The 5,803-nt window shown below is 68.4% G+C and carries 7 protein-coding genes; 4 read left to right on the forward strand and 3 right to left on the reverse strand.

The window, feature by feature from the left end; translation table 11 throughout:
* Positions 1-590: S8 family serine peptidase (locus tag FV233_RS27810; protein ID WP_246690112.1), on the reverse strand; the 590-nt coding region annotated here is incomplete at its 3' end.
* Between the two features lie 452 nt (positions 591-1,042).
* On the opposite strand from FV233_RS27810, the gene FV233_RS27815 reads away from it, so the two are divergent.
* Positions 1,043-2,155: a helix-turn-helix domain-containing protein gene (locus FV233_RS27815; protein WP_147856091.1), complete on the forward strand. Its 1,113-nt coding sequence runs from the start codon at positions 1,043-1,045 to the stop codon at positions 2,153-2,155.
* Positions 2,156-2,200: 45 nt separating this feature from the next.
* Here the strand turns inward: FV233_RS27815 and FV233_RS27820 are convergent, their stop codons facing one another.
* Positions 2,201-2,659 carry a YeeE/YedE family protein gene (locus FV233_RS27820; RefSeq protein WP_147899456.1) on the reverse strand — a complete coding sequence of 153 codons (459 nt, stop codon included), beginning with the start codon at positions 2,657-2,659 and terminating at the stop codon, positions 2,201-2,203.
* Entirely contained in the window at positions 2,656-3,069 is a 414-nt protein-coding gene (locus FV233_RS27825; RefSeq protein WP_147899457.1) for a YeeE/YedE family protein, read from the reverse strand. Before FV233_RS27825 ends, FV233_RS27820 begins: the two co-directional genes overlap by 4 nt.
* A 320-nt stretch (positions 3,070-3,389) precedes the next feature.
* Here FV233_RS27825 and FV233_RS27830 point away from each other — a divergent pair, with 320 nt between their 5' ends.
* The 3 genes from FV233_RS27830 to FV233_RS27840 form a co-directional block, all read left to right on the forward strand.
* Positions 3,390-3,581, forward strand: a complete 192-nt coding sequence (locus FV233_RS27830; protein WP_147857105.1) for a hypothetical protein — start codon at positions 3,390-3,392, stop codon at positions 3,579-3,581.
* 40 nt (positions 3,582-3,621) lie between these two features.
* The gene (gene cysE, locus FV233_RS27835) at positions 3,622-4,464 is read left to right on the forward strand and encodes a serine O-acetyltransferase (protein WP_147857106.1); all 843 of its coding nucleotides are present in this window, start codon (positions 3,622-3,624) and stop codon (positions 4,462-4,464) included.
* Positions 4,465-4,882: 418 nt separating this feature from the next.
* On the forward strand, positions 4,883-5,803 hold a 921-nt coding region (locus FV233_RS27840; protein ID WP_147899458.1), incomplete at its 3' end, for a cyclic nucleotide-binding domain-containing protein.

Consider the following 5,803-nt stretch of genomic DNA (forward strand, 5'->3'; position numbering starts at 1 on the left):
ACATTTGAGTCTCTAAAAGAATATCCGTAACTACCGTTCAGTATTCTCGCGCCGCGTTCGGCAGCATATTCAATCGCTGACGAAGTGTCGCCTATGAGTTGAGTGACGGGCTTATTGTAGGTTTTGCTGTCGTCGGTCCCCACGATAGCTCGGAGGGCCAAGATCGTGCTCTCGAACGCGACACCCATCATACCGGCGGGGTTACCGTCGCGGGCGGCGCCGATGGTCCCGGACACGTGCGTGCCATGCCCATCCCGATCCACGATCGCGGGCATGTCGAAAGGAGGCCGCGCCTGCGAAATCCACTCGTAGAAGTCGGCTGAGGCCGGCGAGATCCGCGTTCCGCCAGGGGTCGCCAGGTTCCGGAACTCTGGATGCCCTGCATCTATGCCGGTGTCGACCACGGCCACCAGCACGCCAAGGCCGGTAAAGCCGCGCGCATAGGCGGTCGCGGCATTGATGGCTCCGAGACCCCAATCGTTCCGATACTCGGGCGTGTCGAAATCCGGCGCCGTCAGGCCCAGGAACGCGGGCGAGCGTCTCACGACACTTTGGGCCGCCGCCGGCTCCAGCGCTGCGGCGAGTGCCACAAGCGAGCAACCGAGTAGAAGCCCGCGCCGAGCCCGTCCATGCCGCCTTCCGACGCGGTACGCTCGCGTGTCAGGGCCGCAGCGTTCACCCGTCGGGCTCATGGCATCGTGCCGGTCTGACATGAGGATCGTCCGTTCAGTCCCAAGGAAGGTTGGTCGCGGGACTTACGCAGGCACTCCTTTGACAGACTATGACGCCCCGGGCACAGGGTGCCGCGCACGCGCGATTTGGCACTTCCTTCACCCCTTTTGAGACGTACTGCATGCGGTGGGGCCACGCGATGAGCGCACTCGATCCGGATTGACCGGCGGGAAGCCTATCCAATGGTCCGGCCGAGGTGTGTCGAAGGGAATCGATATTATTCGGCGTTTTCAATTTGCTTCTTGCGGTAGTGCTCGTCGAAAGACTGATATCAATCGCTGGGAAGCGGGATCATTGCGGGTCCGATACGATGAGACATCACAGCGCCCTCGCCGACTCTGCAGAACAGCAGCGGGGCCCGGCCGCATCGACGGCGTCCCCTGCTGGCGCGGAGGCGTTCCGCTCAGGCGAAGCGGATGCCGCAGCCCCGGCCCCCGGCATCGCCTGCCTCCGCTTCGAGCCCCCCGGCGATCCGGCCGCGCTGGGCCGGGCCTGGCAGGCGCATCTGGCGCCGGTCTTCGCGGTCAGCTTCGGACCCGAGACCGACCTCACCGTCCCGATCGCGATGCGCAGCTATCACCTCGGCGAGCTGCTGGTCGGCGACGTGATCGCGCCCGCGCACATCCTCGAACGGTCGCCGGAGATGATCCGCCAGCAGGGGCTCGACCACATCCTGCTGCAGTTCTACCGGCGTGGCCAAAGCCTCGTCGAGACGGACCACGACGCTGAGCCGGTCGGCGAAGTCCAGTGCATCGTGTTCGACCTGGCCCAGCCCGTGCGCATCGTCGCGGGCGCCGTCGACGCCACGAACGTCGTGATCCCGCGCGTCTTGCTCGAGAAGCAGGGCTGCCACCCCGACGCCCTGCACGGCCGGCCCCTGGACCACGACGGCGACCCGTTCGGGCGCCTGGTCCACAGTTTCGTCGCCAACGTCGTCGCCTGCGGCGACCGTCTGGACCAGCGCGAGGCCCTGGCGGCGGCCGCGGCGATCACCCAGCTCTGCGCGACCTGGCTGCGCGGCCGGGATGCGGGGAACCCTGTCCCGCACCAGGACGTGCGGATCCGGGTCCGCCGGTTCATCGAGGCCGAGTTCGGGAACCCGAAGCTTTCGCCTGCGCTGATCGCCGCGCGGCTCGGCCTGTCGCGCTCGACCCTGTACCGCGTGTTCGCGCCGAACGGCATCGTCAGCTACATCCGCGACCGCCGCCTGATGCACGCGATGCGGATGCTGGTCCGGGACGAGGCGCAGCCGGCGCGCGTCTCGCGGGTCGCCTTCGCGGTCGGCTTCTCGGACGAGCGCACCTTCCGGCGCGCCTTCAAGCGCCGGTTCGGCTTCATCCCGAGCGACGCCGCGCAGCGCCCGGGCCCCGGCCGGGGACCCGAACCCCTGTCGGTCCTGCAGAGCTGGATCGAGAGCCTCTGAAGGGGCCGCCCCGCGCGCGGAACGCCCGGTCCGATCATCGGCCGGTCAGGCCGAGGGTCTCACAGAGGGCGCGTTTTTGGCGGGTGCAATCGGCAACAGGCCGTGGAGCGCCATGCCGATGAGCATCGCGGCGACGAACACCACGACCGGCACCGCTCCCGTGGACAGGGCCGCCACCGCCGGGCCGGGACAGAAGCCCGAGAGCCCCCAGCCGATCCCGAACAGGGCGGCGCCGAGGAGCAGGGGCGCATCGATCCGGCGCCGGCCCGGCAGGTCGAAACGGGCATCCAGCACTGGGCCCGGGAGGCGCCGGCTCACGGCATAGCCGAGCCCCGACACCGTGACGGCACCCCCGAGCACGAAGACCAGGCTGGGATCCCATTCGCCCGCGACATCGAGGAAGCCGCGCACGCGGGCCGGATCGAGCATGCCGGAGAGCGCCAAGCCGAGCCCGAAGGTGAGGCCGGCGGCCAGGGCCGCGAGGATGCGCAGGGCCGCGCTCACGCCAGCACCCGGGTTGCGGCCATCGTCAGCATGCCGGTGGCGAGGAAGGCCAGCACCGCCGCGAGCGAGCGCGGCGACAGGCGGGCGAGGCCGCACACCCCGTGCCCGGAGGTGCAGCCGGAACCGAGCCGGGTCCCGAAGCCGACCAGCAGGCCGGCCAGGGCCAGGACCGGCAGGTTTGCTGCGATCCGCATCTCGGGCCAGCGCCCGGCCAGCAACGCGAAGGCCGGCGGCCCGAGGACCAGCCCGAGCAGGAAGGCGGCGTCGGCGAGCCAGCGCGCGCGCCCGGGCCGGCCGAGGCCTGCGACCAGGCCGCTGATGCCAGCGATCCGGCCGTTCAGCAGCAGGAGCATCGCGGCGGAGAGGCCGATCAGCAGGCCGCCCGCGAGCGGCGGGAGATAGGTGCTCATGCAGGTCTCGTTTCGGGGTCTCGTGTCGCGACTCGAAGGCCGCCCCGGCAGCCCCCGACCATCGGGGTAGCGCCCGGGACGGCGCGGAACAAGCCTTGCCAAACGCCATTGAACCGGCAATTATCGATTACTTTCAGGTACTTAATGAAGATCGTGCTCTTTCAGGAGCAATCCGCGAACGAAACCTTCTCCTCAACGGCCGGGCAGGCGGAAGAGCTTCCCTGGAACGAGCCGGGACCTCGCCGGACCCGCTTCGGACTTCGAATCGGGCCGGCACGATCGGCTCCCGCAGCGACGACAGCGCGAAAGGTTCAGCGACGATGGCGCACGGTGATCAAGTGGTTTTCCAACGGCTCGACCTCGCGGAGATCCTGGGGATCTGGCGCCATGCGCGGGGGCGGATCGTCGGCATCCACCGGCAGCACGGCCATTCGGCCACGGTCGACGTGAAGTTCGAAGGGCACGAGACGCTGGAGCACTACCTCGCCGACCTGTTCCAGCTGGTGCATTGATGGCGCCCGTAATCCAGAACCCCTGCAGGATCCGCCGGACGTGACGGCCTCGGCCGCGATCCCGCCGCTGCGGGCCACCAGCCGCAGCAGCCTCGAGGGCGAGCTATGGGCGGAACTGCGCACCGAGGCGGAGGCCGTGCTCGTCGAGGAACCGCTCTATGCCGGGATCGTCCAGGCGACGATCCTGGATCAGCGCAGCCTCGCCCAGGCCTTGGCCTACCGGCTCGCCCACCGCCTGGGCGACGGCGACCTCGCGCGCCTGTCGATGCGCGACCTCTGCCTGTCCGCCTTCGAGGCCGACCCCCATGCCGGGGCCAACGCCGCGCGCGACCTGATCGCCATCCGCGAGCGCGATCCGACCTGCCGGCGCTACCTCGACCCGTTCCTGTTCTACAAGGGCCTGGCGGCGCTCGAAGCCTACCGGGTCGCCCACTGGCTCTGGCACCAGGGCCGCGCGACGCTCAGCCTGCATGTCCAGAGCCGCATCTCGGAGGTGTTCGGCTGCGACATCCACCCGGCCGCCCGGATCGGATCCGGCGTGTTCATCGACCACGCCACCGGGGTCGTCATCGGCGAGACCACGGTGGTGGCCGACGACGTGTCGATCCTCCAGTCGGTCACGCTGGGCGGCAACGGCAAGGAGAGCGGCGACCGGCACCCGAAGGTCGAGCGCGGGGTGCTGCTGAGCGTCGGGGCCAAGGTGCTCGGCAACATCCGCATCGGCGAGGGGGCCAAGGTCGCGGCCGCCGCGGTCGTGCTGCACGACGTGCCGCCCCACACCACCGTGGCGGGCGTGCCGGCCCGGGTGGTGTCGCGCCTCGCCGCGGGTGAGGAACCGGCACGGAGCATGGATCAGTCCTTCGGCTTCGGGGACGGGATCTGATCCCGGCGCGAAAAATCTTTCTCCGAGAGGATCGCCGCCAATCCTAAAAGATTGGCGATGAAACGAGAATATAATTCTCCGATCTTGAGTTTTTGCGCCGACGTCATTCTACAATAGTGGCACTACCGGGTGATGCCTTCCACAAAACGTCATTAAATAGGAAAAATCGTTCCGTTGACCCGGTGTAGAATCAAAGCTTACCTTGGCTTTGCTGTCTCGACGAAGCAACGAGCAAGTTTGTCGTCTGCCGTAGATTGTGCGGCTGCGCAAAAAATTTGATCCCCTCAAGGACGACACGGTCATCAGATCTTGTCGGAATCAACCAAATCTTGCGCCCGGCCAGCACGTTCTGCGCGGTAACTCGCCAAATCGCGGGTCGATGCGGCGCGCCTGCAATCGAGAAGAATGAGGACGAACGATGAGTGGACCGGGTCTGAGCGTGAGCGCCACGGCGGCACGCAATCTTGCGACAGCCACCGTCACGTCGGTCCAGAACGCGGCCAACACGCCGCGCTGGCTCCTCCGGCTCCTGCCCTTCGTGGACGTCGCGGGCGGCGTCTACCGCGTCAACCGGCGCGCCGTCGTGCTGGCCCGGCCCGGCCGCGTCGACCTCGTCACCGAGAGCAAGGACCGGGCGATCCGTCCCGCCTCGCTGCGGGCGGTGCCGCTGTTCAGCCGGCTGGGCGATGCCGAGCTGGCGAAGATCGCCGAGCGCTTCACGGAGAGCAAGCACAAGGCCGGCAAGATCATCCACGAGGAGGGCGCCGGCACCCGCACCCTGACCGTGGTGGCGGACGGCACGGTCGAGCTGACCTTCTCGGGTCCCTACAAGGGCCGCCTGCGCCAGGGTCTGGCGACCCGGGGCGACTATTTCGGTGACGGCGACCTGCTCGGCGCCGGCGCCCCCGCGCCGGCCGTCAAGGCGCTCTCGGCGGTCACCCTGCTGACCCTCGATCCGGACGCCCTCGAAAGCGACGAGATCCGCGCCAAGATCGCCCAGTACCGGGACGAGCAGGAGCGGCTGAAGGGCCACACCAGCTCGCATGGCGAGCAGGGCATCGAGCTGCTGGCGGTCCAGACCGGCGAGCCGCGGCTGCCGACCACCTTCGTCGACTACGAATCGCATCCGCGCGAGTATCACCTGTCGACGATCCAGACGATCCTCAACACCCATACCCGCGTCACCGACCTCTACTCGAACGAGATCGACCAGCTCCGCGAGCAGATCCGCCTCACCGTCGACGCGGTGAAGGAGCGCGAGGAATGGGAGCTGCTCAACAACTCGCAGTTCGGCCTGCTGGGCGAGGTCGGCCCGCGCCAGCGCATCCCCACCCGGGGC

It is taken from the genome of Methylobacterium sp. WL7 (assembly GCF_008040085.1).
Taxonomy (GTDB): domain Bacteria; phylum Pseudomonadota; class Alphaproteobacteria; order Rhizobiales; family Beijerinckiaceae; genus Methylobacterium; species Methylobacterium mesophilicum.

Excerpts from the sequence above, each read along its gene's own strand:
- FV233_RS27815 (WP_147856091.1), top strand. The coding sequence starts at position 1,043 with ATGAGACATCACAGCGCCCTCGCCGACTCTGCAGAACAGCAGCGGGGC.
- FV233_RS27825 (WP_147899457.1), bottom strand. The coding sequence starts at position 3,069 with ATGAGCACCTATCTCCCGCCGCTCGCGGGCGGCCTGCTGATCGGCCTC.
- FV233_RS27830 (WP_147857105.1), top strand. The coding sequence starts at position 3,390 with ATGGCGCACGGTGATCAAGTGGTTTTCCAACGGCTCGACCTCGCGGAG.